This is a genomic window from Actinospineispora spinosispora DSM 44797, from assembly GCF_000429025.1.
In the GTDB taxonomy this organism is placed as follows: domain Bacteria; phylum Actinomycetota; class Actinomycetes; order Mycobacteriales; family Pseudonocardiaceae; genus Pseudonocardia; species Pseudonocardia spinosispora.
The window spans coordinates 207,824-224,533 of record NZ_KE386834.1; the positions used below are offsets into that span (position 1 = coordinate 207,824).

18 protein-coding genes are annotated in these 16,710 nt (G+C 69.8%); 15 read left to right on the plus strand and 3 right to left on the minus strand.

The features are described 5' to 3' along the window. Positions 1–83: 83 nt before the first annotated feature. From sigJ to G406_RS0130430, 6 genes are all read left to right on the plus strand, one after another. Positions 84–959 carry an RNA polymerase sigma factor SigJ gene (gene sigJ, locus G406_RS0130405; RefSeq protein WP_028936718.1) on the plus strand — a complete coding sequence of 292 codons (876 nt, stop codon included), beginning with the start codon at positions 84–86 and terminating at the stop codon, positions 957–959. A gap of 21 nt (positions 960–980) precedes the next feature. After that, positions 981–1,316: a DoxX family protein gene (locus G406_RS0130410; protein WP_245607269.1), complete on the plus strand. Its 336-nt coding sequence runs from the start codon at positions 981–983 to the stop codon at positions 1,314–1,316. Positions 1,317–2,220: 904 nt separating this feature from the next. Beyond that, complete coding sequence (locus G406_RS0130415) at positions 2,221–3,339, plus strand: ABC transporter ATP-binding protein (RefSeq protein WP_028936720.1); 1,119 nt, start codon at positions 2,221–2,223, stop codon at positions 3,337–3,339. Continuing rightward, on the plus strand, positions 3,336–3,998 hold the full coding sequence (locus G406_RS0130420) for an ABC transporter permease (protein WP_051342903.1): 663 nt from the start codon (positions 3,336–3,338) through the stop codon (positions 3,996–3,998). The genes G406_RS0130415 and G406_RS0130420 overlap by 4 nt, the downstream gene beginning before the upstream one ends. After that, complete coding sequence (locus G406_RS50860; protein WP_051342904.1) at positions 3,995–4,711, plus strand: ABC transporter permease; 717 nt, start codon at positions 3,995–3,997, stop codon at positions 4,709–4,711. The genes G406_RS0130420 and G406_RS50860 overlap by 4 nt, the downstream gene beginning before the upstream one ends. After that, the gene (locus tag G406_RS0130430; protein ID WP_028936722.1) at positions 4,708–5,583 is read left to right on the plus strand and encodes an ABC transporter substrate-binding protein; all 876 of its coding nucleotides are present in this window, start codon (positions 4,708–4,710) and stop codon (positions 5,581–5,583) included. The genes G406_RS50860 and G406_RS0130430 overlap by 4 nt, the downstream gene beginning before the upstream one ends. Before the next feature lie 48 nt (positions 5,584–5,631). On the opposite strand, the gene G406_RS50865 is transcribed toward G406_RS0130430, so the two are convergent. After that, positions 5,632–6,783, minus strand: a complete 1,152-nt coding sequence (locus G406_RS50865; protein ID WP_211241322.1) for a serine hydrolase domain-containing protein — start codon at positions 6,781–6,783, stop codon at positions 5,632–5,634. 91 nt (positions 6,784–6,874) lie between these two features. On the opposite strand from G406_RS50865, the gene G406_RS50870 reads away from it, so the two are divergent. Then, positions 6,875–7,471, plus strand: a complete 597-nt coding sequence (locus tag G406_RS50870) for a TetR/AcrR family transcriptional regulator (protein ID WP_037079372.1) — start codon at positions 6,875–6,877, stop codon at positions 7,469–7,471. A gap of 32 nt (positions 7,472–7,503) precedes the next feature. Here G406_RS50870 and G406_RS0130445 read toward each other — a convergent pair whose 3' ends face one another. Continuing rightward, complete coding sequence (locus tag G406_RS0130445; protein ID WP_028936723.1) at positions 7,504–8,253, minus strand: ArsR/SmtB family transcription factor; 750 nt, start codon at positions 8,251–8,253, stop codon at positions 7,504–7,506. Between the two features lie 62 nt (positions 8,254–8,315). Here G406_RS0130445 and G406_RS0130450 point away from each other — a divergent pair, with 62 nt between their 5' ends. The 8 genes from G406_RS0130450 (at position 8,316) to hypF (ending at position 16,451) form a co-directional block, all read left to right on the plus strand. After that, positions 8,316–9,272, plus strand: coding sequence for an NADP-dependent oxidoreductase (locus G406_RS0130450; RefSeq protein WP_028936724.1), 957 nt, complete (start codon positions 8,316–8,318; stop codon positions 9,270–9,272). A gap of 634 nt (positions 9,273–9,906) precedes the next feature. Next, positions 9,907–10,863 carry a right-handed parallel beta-helix repeat-containing protein gene (locus tag G406_RS57960; protein ID WP_028936725.1) on the plus strand — a complete coding sequence of 319 codons (957 nt, stop codon included), beginning with the start codon at positions 9,907–9,909 and terminating at the stop codon, positions 10,861–10,863. A 17-nt stretch (positions 10,864–10,880) separates the two neighbouring features. Beyond that, complete coding sequence (locus tag G406_RS0130460) at positions 10,881–12,293, plus strand: amidase (protein ID WP_028936726.1); 1,413 nt, start codon at positions 10,881–10,883, stop codon at positions 12,291–12,293. An 83-nt stretch (positions 12,294–12,376) separates the two neighbouring features. Continuing rightward, positions 12,377–12,841 (plus strand): helix-turn-helix transcriptional regulator, encoded by a 465-nt coding sequence (locus tag G406_RS59115; protein WP_051342905.1) that lies wholly within the window; start codon positions 12,377–12,379, stop codon positions 12,839–12,841. Further along, positions 12,774–13,301: an SIS domain-containing protein gene (locus G406_RS0130470; protein ID WP_028936727.1), complete on the plus strand. Its 528-nt coding sequence runs from the start codon at positions 12,774–12,776 to the stop codon at positions 13,299–13,301. The genes G406_RS59115 and G406_RS0130470 overlap by 68 nt, the downstream gene beginning before the upstream one ends. Beyond that, positions 13,298–13,516 (plus strand): HypC/HybG/HupF family hydrogenase formation chaperone, encoded by a 219-nt coding sequence (locus G406_RS0130475; RefSeq protein WP_028936728.1) that lies wholly within the window; start codon positions 13,298–13,300, stop codon positions 13,514–13,516. Before G406_RS0130470 ends, G406_RS0130475 begins: the two co-directional genes overlap by 4 nt. After that, on the plus strand, positions 13,513–14,163 hold the full coding sequence (locus G406_RS0130480) for a D-sedoheptulose-7-phosphate isomerase (RefSeq protein WP_028936729.1): 651 nt from the start codon (positions 13,513–13,515) through the stop codon (positions 14,161–14,163). The genes G406_RS0130475 and G406_RS0130480 overlap by 4 nt, the downstream gene beginning before the upstream one ends. Further along, positions 14,160–16,451 carry a carbamoyltransferase HypF gene (gene hypF, locus G406_RS0130485; RefSeq protein WP_028936730.1) on the plus strand — a complete coding sequence of 764 codons (2,292 nt, stop codon included), beginning with the start codon at positions 14,160–14,162 and terminating at the stop codon, positions 16,449–16,451. The genes G406_RS0130480 and hypF overlap by 4 nt, the downstream gene beginning before the upstream one ends. On the opposite strand, the gene G406_RS0130490 is transcribed toward hypF, so the two are convergent. Continuing rightward, the gene (locus G406_RS0130490; RefSeq protein ID WP_156935238.1) at positions 16,432–16,695 is read right to left on the minus strand and encodes a hypothetical protein; all 264 of its coding nucleotides are present in this window, start codon (positions 16,693–16,695) and stop codon (positions 16,432–16,434) included. The two genes, hypF and G406_RS0130490, sit on opposite strands and share 20 nt — an antisense overlap. Positions 16,696–16,710: the final 15 nt, after the last annotated feature.

A 16,710-nucleotide genomic window follows, 5' to 3' on the forward strand; every position in this document is an offset into this window, starting at 1 on the left:
GGACTCCGTTTCAATTTATACTCCGCTGTCACACTCTTTGGCCAGCGGGACTCTCATCCGATGACCGCCGAGGGAGGACTCCCATGACCGACCCGTTTCTCGACCACCGCCCGCTGCTGTTCTCTCTCGTCTATCCGATCCTCGGCAGCGTCACCGATACCGAGGACGTCCTGCAGGAGACCTGGCTCGCGTGGTCGGGCAGGGTCGGATCGCCCACGGCGGAGCCGATCGAGAACCCGCGCGCCTACCTGGTGCGGATCGCGGTCAACCGGGCGCTGGACCGGCGGGAGAGCATCAACCGGCGACAGGAGGAGTACATCGGGACCTGGCTACCGGAGCCGTTCGCCGCCGACGTGGTCCCGGACGCGGCCGAGCACACAGAACGGGCCGAGCAGGTCTCGATGGCGATGCTGGTCGTGCTGGAGACGCTCAACCCGACAGAGCGCGCCGTGTTCGTCCTGCACGAGGTCTTCGGCTACCCACACACCGAGATCGCCACGATCCTGGGCCGCCGCGCGCCGGCCGTCCGGCAGATCGCGCACCGCGCCCGCGAGCACGTGCACGCCCGGCGTCCCCGCTACGAAGCCGACCCCGCCGTGCGACGGCAGGTGACCGAGCGGTTCGTGGCGGCGATCCTGGACGGTGACGTCGAGGCGCTATTGAAACTGCTGGCTCCCTCGGTCACCCTCTGGGCCGATGGCGGCGGCAAGGCACCCGCCGCCGGCCCCCGGCCCTTGCACGGGCCGGAGCGCATCGCCCAGGTGATCGTCCGGGGCGCGGCCCGACGGGCGATCCCGGCTGTCGACGTCTCGTACCGGACTGTCAACGGCTCACCCGCGGCACTGCTGTCGGCCGGCTCGGTCCTGCTCGCGGTGGTGGTGCTCGATCTGGTCGCGGACAGCGGTCAGGTGTGCGGGATCTACACGGTCACCAACCCGGACAAGCTCTCACACATCTAGGAGTTCGCTGTGCTCGCTGCCGTGACCATCTTCGCCATCGTCGCCAACTTCTTCTCCGGGGCCGGGGCGATCTTCCGGTTGAAGCCGATCCTGCCCGCCATGGCCCGTGCCGGGGTTCCCGCCTCGTGGTTGCCGGTGATCGGCGCGTTGAAGCTGGCCGGGGCCGTGGGGTTGTTGGTCGGGCTGCTCTGGCTGCCGTGGGTCGGTGTCGCGGCGGCTGTGGGGCTGGTTCTGTATTTCGTGTGCGCCGTCCATACGCATCTGTTGGCTCGGGACTATTCGTCGCAGTTCTATCTGGCGCTGTTCTTTCTGGCGTTGGCTTCTGTCACGTTGGGGGTGCAGGTCGTTTCCTCGTGATCCCCGCTGGCTTTTCAGTGTGCTTGGCGTCGTCCCCGGTGGCTCGTCAGTGTGTTTGGCGTCGTCCCCGCTGGCTCGAATTGTCTTGGCGTGGCCGCCCGCTATCAACCCCCGGCTTCGCCGGCCTCGCGCGGGTTCGTGGTTGCGCGGGTTCGGGGGCGAGGTGTCAGGGTTGACAGCGGGCGGCCACGCCAAGTGCTTAGCCAGGATCGCGGGGATGGGGCAGGTGTGCGTGCATGTCGTAGGTGGTGGCGGGCCGATGGCGCTTCTTTGCGCATTGGGCTGCGCCCTCGCGCGATCGCGTAAGTCCCAGGAGTCTCTGTGGTTGCTTTTGTCACGCCTCGCAGAGCTACGTGTTGCGTCGCAGATGTTCCAACATCTGCGACGCGACATGAGCCTCTGCGAAGTCACCCGCCGCGTTACGCGTGTGACAGATGGGGTGATCTTGGGCGCTGGACATGTGCACTCAACGAGCACGGTGCACCCCGAGACCGTGAGGGGGGCGCGGCGCAGCCGTGACCAACAACAGCGCCGCAGAGCTCCCCTTCCCCCGCGATCCTGGCCTGCACTTGGCGTGGCCGCCCGCTGTCAACCCTGAAACCTCGCCCCCGAACCCGCGCAACCAGGAACCCGCGCGAGGCCGGCGCCAGCCGGGGGTTGATAGCGGGCGGCCACGCCAAGCACACTCGATGGCCAGCGGGGATACGACTGCACCTCACCCCGGCCCACACGGAAAAGCCAGGGATGGAAGCCCCGAGACGCGTGTGACTCAATCTTGAGCCTCTTGGTCAACATTTGACATTGACTCAGGTTTTGGATCTCGCCACGCAGCGTGACCTCGGGATAGCCTGTGCCGATCGCGGCGACCGGCAAGGGGTCGCCGGTGACGACGGGGGACACCCGGATGATCGAGTTCCGGGGAGTGGACAAGCGCTATCCCGATGGCACGGTCGCGGTCGACCAGCTGGATCTGGTGGTCGAGAACGGCAAGGTCACGGTTTTCGTGGGTCCCTCCGGCTGCGGCAAGACGACCTCGCTGCGCATGATCAACCGCATGATCGAACCGACGAGCGGCACCGTGCTCGTTGACGGCAAGGACGTCATGAAGCAGGACCCGGCCGAGCTTCGGCGGGGTATCGGGTACGTCATCCAGCAGGCGGGGCTCTTCCCGCACCGGACGATCCTGGACAACGTGGCGACCGTTCCGCTGCTGCTGGGCTGGGACAAGAAACGGGCCCGTGAGCGGGCCGCCGAGCTGATGGAACTGGTCGGTCTCGCCCCCGAGATGGCCGCCCGGTACCCGGCGCAGCTGTCCGGTGGCCAGCAGCAGCGCGTCGGTGTCGCCCGCGCGCTCGCCGCCGACCCGCCCGTGCTGCTGATGGACGAGCCGTTCAGCGCCGTCGACCCGGTTGTCCGGGAGAGCCTGCAGGACGAGCTGCTGCGGCTGCAGAGCGAACTGGGCAAGACCATCGTCTTCGTCACCCACGACATCGACGAGGCGATCAAGCTGGGCGACAAGGTCGCCGTGTTCCGGGTCGGCGGCAAACTCGCCCAGTACGACTCGCCCGGCGTGCTGCTGACCCGCCCCGCCGATGACTTCGTCGACGGTTTCGTCGGACGTGACCGGGGCTACCGGGGGCTGGGCTTCCGGTCCGGGGACGGGCTGCCGATCGGCGAGCTCGCCACCGTCACGCTGGGTAGCTCCAGCAAGGCCGCGCGGGCCGAGGCCGGCGACGGCTGGGCGCTCGTGCTGGACAACGACAAACGGCCGCAGGGGTGGGTTCGGGGTGCTGAGCTGTCCACCGACGAGGGCGCGGTGATCAACAGCGACCAGCTGATCGCCGGTGGTTCGCTGTACGACACCTCGTCGGACACACTGCGCGGCGCGCTCGATGCGGCGCTGTCCTCGCCGTCCGGACTCGGCGTCGCCGTGGACGGCAGCGGGGCGGTCGTCGGGTCGATCACCGCGGACGTCGTGCTGGAGAAGCTGGCCGCCGCGCGGGCCGACGAGGACAACACGTGATCTGGGGCTGGATCCCGCGCAACGCGTCGCTGATCCTGAGTGCGCTCGGTGAGCACATCGTCCTGGCGATCCTGCCGGTCATCATCGGTCTGATCCTCGCCGTGCCGCTGGGCTGGCTGGCGCACCGCTCGCCGGTGGCGCGCTCGATCCTGATCCCGTCCGCCGGCATCCTCTACACGCTGCCCTCGCTGGTGCTGTTCATCGCGCTGCCGGGCATCCTCGGGACCAAGGTGCTGAACCCGATCAACGTCGTCGTGGCGCTCACCATCTACACGGTGGCGCTGCTCGTCCGCTCGGTCGCCGACTCGCTGGCCGCCGTGCCCGCGATGGTCGTCGCGGCCGCGACCGCGATGGGTTTCCGCTCCACCCGGCGGTTCATGGAGGTGGAGTTCCCGCTGTCCATCCCGGTGCTGATCTCCGGTCTGCGGGTCGCGACCGTGTCCAACATCAGTCTGGTCAGCGTCGGTGCGCTGGTCGGTGTGGGTGGTCTCGGTCAGCTGTTCACCGTCGGCTTCAACCGGCAGAACCTGACCGAGGTGCTCGTCGGCATCGTCCTGTCGATGGTCCTGGCGCTGCTCGCCGACGCGCTGCTGCTGACCCTGGGTAAAGCCGTCACGCCCTGGCATCGGGTTGCCTCGTCGATCGGAAAGCCCGCATGAACATCGTCGAGTGGTTCTCCGACCCGGCCAACTGGACCGGGGACGCCGGCATTCCGACCCGGCTGATGGAACACCTGGGCTTCAGCGGTTTGACGCTGCTGATCGCGATCCTGGTCGCGGTACCCATCGGAGCCTTCGTGGGGCACACCGGCAAGGGCGGGTTCCTGGTCGTCGGCATCGCCAACTGGCTGCGCGCCCTGCCCGACCTCGGGCTGCTCGTGCTGCTGGTGCTGATGGTCGGCATCCACCTCATCACGGTGACCGTCGCGCTGCTCGTGCTGGCCATTCCACCGCTGCTCGCCGGGACCTACTCCGGCGTCAGCAACGTCGACCGCTCGGTCGTGGACGCCGCGCGCGGCGTCGGCATGCAGGAACGCGACATCCTGTTCAAGGTCGAGCTGCCCAACGCGCTGCCGCTGATCCTGAGCGGTCTGCGTTCGGCGGCGCTGCAGGTCGTCGCCACCGTGGCGATCGCGGCGTACGCCGGGTACGGCGGTCTCGGCCGGTTCATCATCGACGGACAGGCCACCCACCATCTGGTCGAGATGGCCGGTGGCGCGGTGCTGATCGCGGTCCTCGCACTCGTCGTCGAAGGTGTGCTCGCCGGAGTACAGCGGCTGGTGGTGTCGCCGGGGCTGCGGATCAGCGGCACCCGCGCGCGACCGACGGCCGACCCGAAGAAAACCAAGGAACTGACCGGAGCCGCCACGTGAAGCGCGCCCTGACCACGATCGTCGCGCTGGCGTGCGGCGCGCTGAGCCTGGTGGGGTGCGGTGCTAACAGCGACGTCACCCTGGGCTCGGCGAACTTCGCGGAGAGCCAGCTGCTGTCCGCGATCTACGCGGGCGCGTTGAAGGCCAAAGGCATCTCGGTGTCCGAGACGCCGCCGCTGGGTAGCCGGGAGGCCTACATCCCGGCCCTGCAGGACGGCTCGATCGACCTGATCCCGGAGTACACGGGCACCCTGCTGTCCTACTTCGACATCCACGCCCCGCAGACCGAGCCCGCCGAGGTGTACGCCGCCGTCCAGAAGGCGCTGCCGGCGCCGTTGACCGTGCTGGAGATGTCCCAGGCGCAGGACCGCGACGCCGTCGTCGTCCCGAAGGCCATCGCCGACAAGTACAACGCGAAGTCGATGGAGGACCTCGCGCCGCACTGCGGCGAGCTGGCCTTCGGCGGTCCGCCCGAGTTCCAACGCCGTTCGGACGGCATCCCGGGCATCCAGAAGGTCTACAACTGCACGTTCAAGTCGTACACCAGCCTGGATGCCGGCGGGCCGTTGACGCTGCAGGCGCTGCGGGACAACCAGATCCAGGCCGCCGACATCTTCACCACCGACCCGAGCATCCCGCAGGACAACCTGGTCGCGCTGACTGACCCGAAGAGCAACTTCGCCGCCCAGAACGTCGTCCCGCTGATCAACTCGACGAAGGCGACACCGCAGGTGCGGGCGGTGCTGAACGAGGTGTCGTCGAAGCTCACCACCGAGGCGTTGATCGCGCTCAACGCGCAGTTCAACGCCCCGGACAAGCCGGACCAGAGCACCGTCGCCGCGGAGTGGCTGAAGCAGAACGGCCTGGGCTAGCCGCTCAGACCCGTGAGTGGCGAGTGGTCTCAGAGGACCACTCGCCACTCACGGCTGTTGACCTGCGCGTCGGGCGATCGCGCGCAGGAGCTCCAGGGTCTCCAGCTCGCGGTTGTCCGACTCTTTGTTGGACAGGCCGTAGCGGCGGTTGCCGGACAGCTTGACGATGGTCGTGGAGCTGGTCGGGTCGACGTAGACGAACTGGTTGTAGACGCCGATCGCGCTGAACTCGCCTCGGTCGCCCTCCGGAATCCACCACTGGTAGCCGTAGCCCATGGCGAACGGCAGCCCGCCCGCCAGTGGCTTCCCGGGGGCGAGGTGCGCGGCGCCGACGGTAGTGGAGTCGTGCACCCACTCGGCGGGGATGATCTGGCGGCCCTGCCACACACCGCCGCCCCGGTAGAGCTCGCCGATCCTGGCGAAGTCGCGGGCGGTCAGGTTCAGCCCGGCGAAGCTCAGCTCGGTGCCGGCGGGGTCCACCAGCCAGTACCCGGGGGCGTTCATGCCGAGCGGCTCGCACAGCATCTGGTGCATGTAGTCCGACACCGAGCTGCCGGTGGCGCGGGCGACGAGCGCGGCGAGGGCCATCGTGTCGCCGGAGTTGTAGCGGCACAGCGTGCCGGGCTCGACCTCCGGCACCATCGTGGCGATGAAGTCGTCGAACGTGCCGCCGATGCCCATCGCGGCCTTCGTGAGCCGGAAGACGTCGGCGTCCGGGTCGCTGTAGTCCTCGTTCCACCGGGCGCCCGAGGACATCCGGAGCAGGTCCCGGATGGACACGCCGTCGTAGGCGGAGCCGGGTTTCACCGGCACGTAGGAGCTGATCGGTTCGTCGACGTTCTTGATGTCACCTTCGTCGATCGCGATGCCGACGAGCGCGGAGATGACGCTCTTCGCCACCGACATCGACAGCCAGTGGACGTTCGGCCCGCCGGTCAGCGCGTAGTGCTCGTGGCGGATCACGCCGTCGACGAGCACCAGCAGCGCGGCGGTGTCGGTATCGGCCAGGAAGTCCTCGGTGGACCGCGTCGTGCCGTCGAACTCGTAGGTCGGGGGCAGCGCGATCTGCTCGCCCTCCGGCCAGGTGTGCGGCCTCGACGAGGACGCCATCTCGCTCGTGGCGAGGATGTCCTTCAACCGGGAGAAGTTCTCGTGCTGGGGAATGCCGCTGAACAGGCCGAGCTCGGCGATCGTGGCCATCGTCATCCTTTCGTGTCTGGCTGGTAGCGTGCAAAGTAGCAGTACCACTCGGTTACTACAACCACTTGGTACGGGTAGTTTGGAGAACGTGATGGCGACGAGTACCAAGCGGGTCGACGGGCGCACCCTGCGCTTCCAGCACCGGCGGCCGGAACTGCTGGCCGCCGCGACCGAGTACGTCCTCGAGCACGGCGTGACCGACCTGTCGCTGCGCCCGGTCGCCCAGGCACTGGGTATCACCCACGCGACGCTGCTGCGGCACTTCGCCTCGAAGGACGACCTGGTGATCGCCGTGCTGGACAAGATCCGGGCCGATGTGACCGAGATGCTGAGCGCCGACGAGGAGCTGCGGGCCGCACGCTCGACGGGCGAGCTGTTGAGGGCTTTCTGGCACCGGTCGTGCGAGCCGAGACAGCAGCGCCGGTTCCTGGTGTGGTTCGAGGTCGCCGGCAGCGGTGCCCGCAACCGTGCGCTGGCCCAGTCGGTCGTCGACGACTGGCTCGACATCATCATCGAGCGGCTCATCGGGGACGGCTGGCCGCCCGGGGACGCGTCGGCGCTGGCCACGCTCGTCCTCGCCCAGGTGCGTGGCCTGCACCTCGACCTGCTCGTCTCCGGTGACCGGGCGAGGGTCGACCGTGCGCTGGAGTTCTCGCTGCGGCTGCTGGAACCGCCAGAGCACCCGTGAGTGTTTTCGGCTGCTCCGGCAGCCGAAAACACTCACGGGTCTTTTAGGCCCAGTGTGTCGTGCAGGCCTCTGGTGCCCTCCTCGGTCACGTGCACCACCCGTCGTGAAGTGCCGCGCCGGATCCAGCCGAGGTCGAACAGTCTGTCGGCGAGCGCGCCGCCCAGCTGGCCCGCGAGATGCGGCTTGCCCTCCGCCCAGTCGACGCAGTAGCGGACGGCGCGTCTTGGGCCGGTGACCCGGACACCGAGGTCGGTCAGCAGTACGGCGCCGACGGGGCTGAGCAGGTACTCCGCGCCCGCGCCGTTCTCGTAGGGGGTGCGCGCCGACGGGGTGTCGGGGAGGGTGCCGCCCTGGTCGACCAGTACACCTCGGTCGATCAGCGCGGACATCACCGCGACACCGAGCCTGCCGGCGAGGTGGTCGTAGCAGAGCCGGGCGCGCAGCAACGCCTCGGCGCGGGTCGAGCGGCGCAGTGTCGACACCGGGATCGGCTGGGCCAGCAGGGAGAGCTGCTCCAGGATGCGGGCGACGTCCGGGGTGGCCAGCCGGTAGAAACGGTGCCTGCCGTCGCGTTCCACGGTGAGCAGCTTGGCGTCGAGCAGTTTGCTCAGGTGACCGCTGATCGTGGATGCGGCCACACCGGCCTCGGCGGCCAACGCACTCGCGGGTAACGCCTGACCGCCGGCGAGCGCGAGCAGCACCCTGGTGCGGGACGGGTCGCCGATGGCGGCGGCGACGCCCGCGATGTCGGCTTCGACCGCGACGGCCGGCGTGCTGGTCACTCCCCGAAAGTACCGCCGATCCGTCCGGAATAGCACCGGGTCGAACCGGGTTGCCGAAGAACATGAGAGCGATCGGAGTCCACGAGTACGGCGGCCCGGAAGCCCTGGAGATCCTCGATCTCCCCGAACCGGTTCCCGGTCCCGGCGAGGTGCGGATCCGGGTCCACGCGGCGGCGGTCAACCCGACGGACACGCTCTTGCGCGCCGGTGCGCACGCGGCCCGGCTGGCCGGTCACCGTCCGCCGTACGTGCCGGGGATGGACGCCGCCGGTGTGGTGGACCTGCTCGGCCCCGATGTCGACGACCGGCTGCGGCCGGGTCAGCGGGTGATCGCACTGGTCGTGCCGACCGGTGTGCACGGCGGCGCCTACGCCGAGCAGATCGTGGTTCCGGCGGCCTCGGTGGTGCCCGCGCCGGACGGCGTCGATCTCGCGGCGGCGTCGACGTTGCTGATGAACGCGCTGACCGCGCGGCTCGCGGTCGACGCTCTGGAGCTGAGCAGGGGGCAGACGCTCGCGGTCACCGGCCCGGCGGGCGCGTTCGGCGGTTACGCCGTGCAGCTGGCCAAGGCGGACGGTCTCCGGGTGATCGCCGACGCGGCCCCGAAGGACGAGCAGCTGGTGCGCGACCTGGGCGTCGACGAGGTGCTCGCCCGGGGTGACGGCCTGGCGGAGCGGATCCGCGCGGTCGAGCCGGACGGTGTCCCCGGGGTCGCCGACGGTGCCCTGCTCAACGAGCAGGTGCTGCCCGCGATAGCCGACGGCGGCGGTCTGTCCGTCGTGCGGGGGTGGCAGGGGGCCGTCGACCGGGGTATCACGGTCCATCCGATCCTGGTGTCGAACTCGGCCACCGACACCGCTGCGCTGACCCGCCTCGCCGAGCAGGCCGAAGCCGGCGTACTGACCCTCCGGGTGGCGGAGGTGCTGCCCGCGAGCGAGGCGGTACGCGCCCACCGGCTCCTGGAAGCAGGGGGGATCAGAGGACGCCTGGTCCTGGACTTCGGCGAGGCCAACAGCTGACCCCACACCCGCGGAGTCGACACCGCCCGCCCACGCCAAGTGCGGGCCAGGATCGCGGCAGCCTCCAGGAGGGCCGGTTTGGGCGACTTCGCAGAGCGTCATGTCGTGTCGCAGACACTGCAGCATCTGCGACACGACACGTGGATCTGCGAGGTGGGCCACAAGGTCTGCGAGGTGCGCGACGTGGGCGAGGTGCGCGACGTGGGCGAGGTGGGCGAGGGTCCGCTCCGCGAGTCTCCCCGCAGGGGGTTCAGTGCGCGGCACTGCAAAGAACGCAACGGGCGAAGCAGAACGCAACCAGACAAGCGCGCGTCAAGCAACGGCAGCGAAGCCGGAGCGAAGCGACCGGCGAAGCCGCCGAAGTTTCCGGTTGCGGGCCCCTCGAGGCGAAGCCGATGAGGGGTCCCGACCGGAAACTTACGACGCGCGGGGGCCCGCCAGTGAGCAGACACGTGCCCGTAGGATCTCAGGTGTGCTGAAGATCGCAGGCGCCGAGAGGTCAGTGCAGTCCCGGCTACACCGTCTTCTGACGACGGTTTGTCTCATCGCGAGCGTCGCACTGTTAGCGACCGCGTGTGCCTCGGCCCCGATCCCGGTCACCAAGGCCCCGCCGCCCGGGTCGGTACCGAGGCAGGTGGACAAGCCGACCGACTGCACGGCGTCGCTGGCCGACCCGAAGCGCGCGCAGGAAGGTCTCGACGCCGCGCAGCCCGGGCAGAAGCTGTGCATCTTCGGCCAGTACGTGCAGGGTGCCGAGTTGACCATCAAGAAGTCCGGCACGGCGAGCCAGCCGATCCAGGTGGTGTCCGACGGCTCCACCATGACGACGATCCACATCCAGGCGGACAACGTCGTCGTCGAGGGCTTCAACACCCAGGGTGGCCGGGGCATCAAGGCCCGGGGCAACAACATCACGATCCGCAACAACGACGTGCGCAGCGCGACCGACGACGGCATCCGCTGCTCGGTGTGCACGAACTCGATGATCGAGGGCAACACCGTCCGGGATGCGGACGGCACCGGCATCCTGATCGATGGTCAGAACGACACGGTGCAGCACAACGACGTCGCCGGATCGCGGCGGCGCACCGCGACCGACGCCGACGGCATCCGCTTCTGGGGCATCAACCAGAAGATCACCGACAACACCGTGCACGACATCAGCCAGCAGGGCTACCCGGCCGGGACCGAGCCGCACACCGACTGCTTCCAGACGTTCGACGACGACAGCCCGATCAGCTACGGCGTGGTCATCCAGAACAACAAGTGCGTCAACGTGGACGCCCAGTGCATGATCGCCAGCGGAACCGAGCGGCACAACGCGGGTGTCCCGTTCAACCAGATCGCCATCCAGTTCCTCGACAACTACTGCCAGAGCGGCGCCGACCAGGCCATCTACCTGGAGGGCTACCCGAACGTGGCGATCAAGGGCAACACGTTCTCCTCGCAGTACGCGGTCGCGTTGCTGGCGGTGCAGAGCGCGGTCAACGTCAAGTTCGAGGACAACGTCCTGGTGGGACAGTTCCAGCCGTTCAACGTCGACCCGACATCGATGGCCGGCTTCACGCAGTCCAACAATGTCAACAAATAGGCGGTAGCGTCCGGGGGGTGGACGAACTGTGTTGGGCCGGTGCTGGTGAGCTGGCCCGGCTGATTCGTGACGGTGAGGCTTCCGCCCGCGAGGTCGTGCAGGCGCACCTCGACCAGATCGACCGGGTGAACCCCCAGGTCAACGCGGTGGTCACGGTGGTGGCCGAGCGGGCGATGGCCGAGGCGGAGCAGGCCGACCAGGCGTGGGCGCTGCGGCGTGAGCTGGGCCCGCTGCACGGGTTGCCGATCGCGCACAAGGACACCCACGAGACGGCGGGCATCCGGACGACCTACGGTTCGCCGTTGTTCTCCGACAATGTCCCGGCGACCGACGAGCTGGTCGTCGAGCGGCTGCGCGGTGCGGGCGCGATCACGATCGGCAAGACGAACGTGCCGGTGTTCGCCGCCGGAAGCCACACGGTCAACCCGCTGTTCGGTGCGACGCGCAACCCGTACGACCTGAGCCGTTCGGTGGGTGGCAGCAGCGGTGGTGCCGCGGCCGCGCTGGCCAGCGGTATGCATCCGCTCGCCGACGGCAGCGACATGGGTGGTTCACTGCGCAACCCGGCGTCGTTCAACAACGTGGTCGGTCTGCGGCCCTCGCCGGGGCGCGTGCCCAGCTGGCCGGACCTGCTGCCATGGTCGCCGCTCGTCGTCCAGGGTCCGATGGCCCGCACCGTCGCCGATGTGGCGCTCGGGCTGTCGGTGCTCGCCGGTCCCGACCCGCGCGCGCCCGCCGCGCTGGACCGTCCCGGCTCCGACGTCGCCGGGCCGCTCACCGCCGACCTGACCGGGCTGCGCGTCGCGTGGGCACCGGACCTGGGCGGCCGGGTCGTGGTGGATCCCGAGGTGCGCGCGGTGCTCGACTCGGCGCCCTCGGTGTTCGCCGAGCTGGGCTGTCACGTCGAACCGGCCTGCCCGGACCTGACCGACGCCGACGAGGTCTTCCGGACCCTGCGCGCCTGGCGGTTCGAGCTGGCCTACGGCGACATGGCGGCGGAGTACCCCAGCGAGTTCAGTGCGCACCTGCTGGACAACATCGAACGGGGCCGCGCGCTCACCGGCTCGGACGTGGCACGTGCCGAGCAGGCGCACACCGCGCTGTTCCACCGGGTGCGGGAGTTCTTCACCCGCTACGACCTGCTGATCGCCCCGGTCAGCCAGGTCCCGCCGTTCCCGGTCGAGTGGACGTACCCGACCGAGATCGCCGGCACCCCGATGATCGACTACCTGGACTGGATGTCCTCGGCGTTCCTGATCACCGTGACCGGCTGTCCCGCGCTGTCCGTGCCGGGCGGTTTCACCCCGGGTGGCCTGCCGATCGGTCTGCAGATCATCGCTCCGCACCAGGCCGACCTGGCGGTGCTGCGCGCCGGTCACGCGTTCGAACAGGCGACGAATCATGGAAGCAGACGCCCGCCGTTGTTGTGACTCTCTCGGGTGTTGTGACCTGGCGCACATGGTGGGACGCTTGAGGTTCATCGCTTTTCAGCGACAACGGGGCGGCAACTTCCATGGGCGAGTGCGAACCGAGGAACTATCTCCAGCCCTGCCTCCTGCTTCTGCTGCGCGAGCGCTCCGACCACGGCTACGACCTGGCCAGCAGGCTCCGTGAGCTGAACGTCGCCGAAGGTGACCCGGGCGCGGTGTATCGCGCGCTGCGCGGTCTCGAGCGCCACGGCCTGGTCCGTTCGACGTGGCACACCTCGGACGCGGGACCCGCCCGGCGGACGTACCAGCTGACCACCGAGGGCATCGCGGATCTGGACCGTCAAGCCGAGCTGCTCGAGGCGACGCACCAGACGCTGCACGTGTTCCGGAGTCGCTACCAGCGGTTGAGGGGGGTCAACGGTCATGACCACGAGCGGATCGAGGGAGGGCTCATTCCGCGGAGCCGGGGGCACAGCCACGATCACGGCGCGGGACGCGAGCGAGGCGTTCGACCGCCGTTGCGCTCCGGCGAACGCGCTGGCGGCTGACGCCGACGCGATCGCGGCTGCCTGCCACGCGATGGCACGCCGGTTCCATCGGGGCGGCCGGCTCATCGTGTTCGGGGCGGTGGGTTCGATGTCCGACGCCGCGCACGTGGTGGTGGAGTTCGTGCATCCGGTGGTCGTCGGGAAGCGCGCGTTGCCCGCTTTCGCGCTGACCGGCCCGCGCAGGCCCTCGCAGCTCGAGCTGCTGGCGGAGCCGGCGGACATCGCGCTGGGCATCGCGGGCGGACCGGACGACGAGGTCGGCGAGACACTCGCGGCCGCCGGGCGGCTCGGTCTGCTCACCGTGGCACTGTTCGGAGGTGCGCACCCACCTGCCGTCGATCACCCGCTGGTCGTGGCCTCGGGCGATCCGCTGGTGGTCAAAGAGGTCCAGGTGACGACCTACCACGTGCTGTGGGAGCTGGTGCACGTCTTCCTCGACCAGCCCGGCCTCCTGTCATGAGCACGGCGGGGCACTGCGGCGGGGAGGTGTGCATCACCTGCTCCGACCAGGCGGTGCCGGTGCGGATCACCGAGCTGCTCCCCGACGAGCTCGCCACGGTGTCGACCGAGGCCGGCACGGTCGAGGAGATCAGCGTCGCGTTGGTCGACGCCTCCGTGGGTGACGTCGTGCTGGTGCACGCCGGTGAGGCGATCGCCCGGCTGGACGAGCCGTGACCGGCATCGAGGAGCTGTACCCGTTCTTGTACGCGGGGCACGACGACACGGAACTGGCGGCGGTGCTCAGCCAGCTGGCCGGGTCCACCCGGGACAAGGTCGCCGAGATCGAGCGGGTACGGGCCGCGCTGCGCGACGCCGAGGCGGGGCGGCTCGCGGACTGCGCGAACGCCATGGCCACGCGATTCGCGGCCGGTGGCCGGTTGTTCACCTTCGGCAACGGTGGCAGTAGCACCGACGCGGAGGCCGTCGCGGGCCAGTTCCTCTCCCCGGCGCGCGCCGGAGCGCGTGCGCTGCCCGCGCGGGCGTTGACCCACGACGTGGCGACGTTGACCGCCCTGGCCAACGACGTGTCGTTCGACGTGGTCTTCGCGCGACCGCTCGCGGCGGCGGCCGGCCCGGGTGACATGGCGATGGGCCTGTCGACCAGCGGCGGCTCCCGCAACGTGCTGCGCGCGTTCGCCGAGGCGCGCAGGCTCGGGGTGCTGACGATCGGGCTTGCCGGGTACTCCGGTGGCGCGATGGCCGAGGCGGGGCTCGACCACCTGTTCGTCATGCCGTCCGACTCGGTGCACCGGATCCAGGAGGCCCAGACGACGGCGTACCACGTCCTGTGGGAACTCGTTCAGCGTGCGTTGGGCGCATGAGCGTCCGGGTGCGGGTCCGGGTGAGCGGCATCGTGCAGGGTGTCGGGTTCCGGCCTTTCGTGCACACTCTGGCCGGGTCGCTCGGGCTGTCCGGACACGTCGGCAACGACGGTTCCGGGGTGCTGCTGGAAGCGCAGGGAGATCGGGGCGCGGTGCGCAGCCTGCTGGCCGAGCTGACCGCGCACCCGCCGGCGTTGGCGGTGGTCGAGGACGTGTCGGCGACCGAGATCCCGGTGTGTCCCGACGCGACCGGCTTCGTCATCTCGGCGAGCGACATCGCGGGCCCACGCCACACGTTGATCTCGCCGGACACCGCCACCTGCGACGACTGTCTCGCCGAGCTGGCCGACCCGGCCGACCGGCGGTACCGCTACCCGTTCCTCAACTGCACGAACTGCGGTCCCCGGTTCACGATCGTCACCGGAGTCCCCTACGACCGCGCCGCGACCACGATGGCGGACTTCCCGATGTGTGCCGCGTGCGCGGCGGAGTACCACGACGTCACCGACCGGCGGTTCCACGCCCAGCCGGTGTGCTGCCCCGACTGCGGGCCGACGCTGTCACTCGACGGCGACCGTTCCGATCCGATCGCCGGCGCCGCGCGGGCACTGCGGCGCGGTGAGATCGTCGCGGTCAAGGGCCTCGGCGGCTTCCACCTGGCCACGCTGGCCGGCGCCTCCGCACGCTACGCCGACGTCGGGGCGGCCGCGGTGGCCCGGCTGCGGGCGCGCAAACATCGGGAGGACAAGCCGTTCGCGGTGCTGGTCAAGGACCTGGACGCGGCCAGGGAGCTGGTGGGGGTCGACGAGGTGTCGGCGGAGCTGCTCACCTCCCGGCGCCGGCCGATCGTGCTGCTGCCCCGCCTGCCCGGGACCCGGCTCGCCCCGGAGATCGCGCCGGGCAACCAGCACCTGGGGATCCTGCTGCCCTACACCCCGCTGCACCATCTGCTGCTCGACGAGGTCGCCGAACCGATCGTGCTGACCAGCGGAAACGTGTCCGACGAACCGATCGCCTTCCAGGACTACGAGGCCGCGCGCCGGCTCGCGCCGATCGCCGACGTCTTCCTGACCCATGACCGGCGCATCCACGTCAGGGCCGACGACTCGGTGCTGCGGGTGGTCGAGGGCGCTCCGATGCCGATCCGCCGCTCTCGCGGTTACGCCCCGGAACCACTGCCGATGGTCGTGGCGGCGCGTCGCCCGGTGCTGGGGTGTGGCGCCGAGCTCAAGAGCACGTTCTGCCTCGCCAGGGGTGAGCACGCGTTCCTGTCCCACCACATCGGGGACCTGGGGAACTACGAGACACTGCGGTCGTACACGAGCGGGATCGCGCACTTCGGTGAGCTGTTCGACGTCGATCCGGTGGTGCTCGCGCATGATCTGCACCCGGAGTACCTGTCGACGAAGTTCGCGCACGACACCGCTGATCGCCGGGACGTCGAGCTGCTCGGGGTCCAGCATCATCACGCGCACCTGGCGTCCTGTCTCGCGGACAACGGGGTCGCCGGACCGGTGATCGGGGTCGCCTGCGACGGCCTCGGCTACGGACTCGACGGGACGCTGTGGGGTGGCGAGGTCATGGTGGTCTCGCTGACCGAGTTCCGCAGGCTTACCCACCTGGAGACGGTCGCGTTACCCGGCGGCGCCGCCGCGATCCGCGAGCCCTGGCGGATGGCCGCGTCCTACCTGCGTTCGGCGGGCCATCGTGAGGTCCCGTCGGCCGCCGCGAGCCTGGCGACGCGGCAGGGCGCGCGATGGGACCAGGTCGGTGCGCTGCTCGACGGTGGTGTCAACACCCCGCCGACCAGCAGTGCGGGGCGGCTGTTCGACGCGGTGGCGGCGTTGGTCGGTCTGCGGGACCGGGTGAACTACGAGGGCCAGGCGGCGATCGAGCTGGAGCAGCGGGTCGATCCCGCCGAGATGGACTGGTATCCGGCGCGGCTGGAGGGGGCGCTGATCCGAGGCGTGGACCTGGTGTCCGCGGTCCTCGACGACCTCGCCGCCGGTGTCGACGTCGGCCGGATCGCCGGTCGTTTCCACAACGGCGTGGTCGAGGTGCTGGCGATGGCGTGTGTGAAGGCGCGGGCGGAGACCGGGCTGGGTGTCGTCGCGCTGTCCGGCGGGGTGTTCCAGAACGTGCTGCTGACCACGCGGCTGGCCGCGCGGCTGCGGACCGACGGGTTCGAGGTGCTGACCCATCACCGGGTGCCGCCCAACGATGCCGGGATCAGCTTCGGGCAGGTCGCGGTGGCCGCCGCGCGGGATCTCAGACCAGCTCGTGGGTGAACCGTCCGTCGGCGTCGGCGGTCACCGCGATGGTGGTGCGCTGTTCCTGGCAGCCGTAGTAGTACTCGCCGCCCCGGTGGCCCGCCGCGGTCAGGTGTGCCTCCAGCTGGTGGCGTGACGCGGGCTGGCTGTCGGTCACGGCGTGCATGCCGCAGTCGCACATCCAGGCGTTCAGGGAGATCGGGCTCTTGCTCGGCCACTGCCTCAGCCGGGTCACCAGGGAAGGCGGGGTCTCTCGCTGCATGAAAATTAGGTTAGG

What these genes read in the sequence shown, in the direction of transcription:
- G406_RS50865 (WP_211241322.1), bottom strand. Translation starts at nt 6,783, where the DNA reads ATGGCCACGATCGCCGAGCTCGGCCTGTTCAGCGGCATTCCCCAGCAC.
- G406_RS59115 (WP_051342905.1), top strand. Translation starts at nt 12,377, where the DNA reads ATGGGCGAGTGCGAACCGAGGAACTATCTCCAGCCCTGCCTCCTGCTT.
- hypF (WP_028936730.1), top strand. Translation starts at nt 14,160, where the DNA reads ATGAGCGTCCGGGTGCGGGTCCGGGTGAGCGGCATCGTGCAGGGTGTC.
- sigJ (WP_028936718.1), top strand. Translation starts at nt 84, where the DNA reads ATGACCGACCCGTTTCTCGACCACCGCCCGCTGCTGTTCTCTCTCGTC.
- G406_RS0130490 (WP_156935238.1), bottom strand. Translation starts at nt 16,695, where the DNA reads ATGCAGCGAGAGACCCCGCCTTCCCTGGTGACCCGGCTGAGGCAGTGG.
- G406_RS50870 (WP_037079372.1), top strand. Translation starts at nt 6,875, where the DNA reads ATGGCGACGAGTACCAAGCGGGTCGACGGGCGCACCCTGCGCTTCCAG.
- G406_RS50860 (WP_051342904.1), top strand. Translation starts at nt 3,995, where the DNA reads ATGAACATCGTCGAGTGGTTCTCCGACCCGGCCAACTGGACCGGGGAC.
- G406_RS0130475 (WP_028936728.1), top strand. Translation starts at nt 13,298, where the DNA reads ATGAGCACGGCGGGGCACTGCGGCGGGGAGGTGTGCATCACCTGCTCC.
- G406_RS0130415 (WP_028936720.1), top strand. Translation starts at nt 2,221, where the DNA reads ATGATCGAGTTCCGGGGAGTGGACAAGCGCTATCCCGATGGCACGGTC.
- G406_RS0130450 (WP_028936724.1), top strand. Translation starts at nt 8,316, where the DNA reads ATGAGAGCGATCGGAGTCCACGAGTACGGCGGCCCGGAAGCCCTGGAG.